The sequence below is a fragment of the Polaribacter sp. BAL334 genome (genome assembly GCF_015767435.1).
GTDB lineage: Bacteria > Bacteroidota > Bacteroidia > Flavobacteriales > Flavobacteriaceae > Polaribacter.
This window is the reverse complement of the sequence record NZ_JADWOV010000012.1, coordinates 1-645: the sequence shown is the minus strand read 5'-3', so window position 1 is coordinate 645 and position 645 is coordinate 1. Positions and strand designations below refer to the sequence as shown.

General features: G+C 32.4%; 1 protein-coding gene. It reads right to left on the bottom strand.

Annotated features, from left to right (window positions below; translation table 11 throughout):
• Positions 1-645: type ISP restriction/modification enzyme (locus IU405_RS00060; protein WP_317193324.1), on the bottom strand; the 645-nt coding region annotated here is incomplete at both ends.

Sequence of the window (645 nt, the reverse complement as noted above, 5' to 3'; positions counted from 1 at the left end):
ATATAATTCTCAACAACAGGGCTTTCTAGCAAATGAATTTGGCGTATTTCTCCTCCTAATTGTACCAATTGCCAAAACGTTTTTGTGTTTTTAGGATACGGTACACGCGGAAAATCTATTTTTAAAAATTCTTTGTATTTCTCTCTGTAGGTTGGCGAATGCAAGACTGCATAGATATAATCTAAGATATCTAGTGGTGTGAAGTATTTGTCATGCTGAACTTGTTTCAGCATCTCATGATCAGCCACAAACCCCAACCCTAATTTAGTAGCCATCTCAGTAACAATTGCCATATTTACATTAGGGACTCTTTCTATGGTTTGGTCAATCGTTTGTTGTCCGTTGTTTTCTGGATAGAGGTAGAGGGGAAAAATATATGGATTTGCATTTGCAGTTTCAGTAATATGTAAATCTGTTAAAGTTTTAGTAATCCAATGATGAAAAATATGAGATGTCCTAATTTGCTTATTGGAAATAAGGGCAACGTTTTCTCCTTTAATAAAGTGTTGCATAACTTTTTCTCTTCCTCTTTCTACAAGTTTCAAATCATAATAAATGTTTCTTGTATCAAATGGACGATAAGCTATTTTTTTAGTCAATTTTTTATCAACAACAACTTTAAAATGATTTTCTACGTTTTTATAT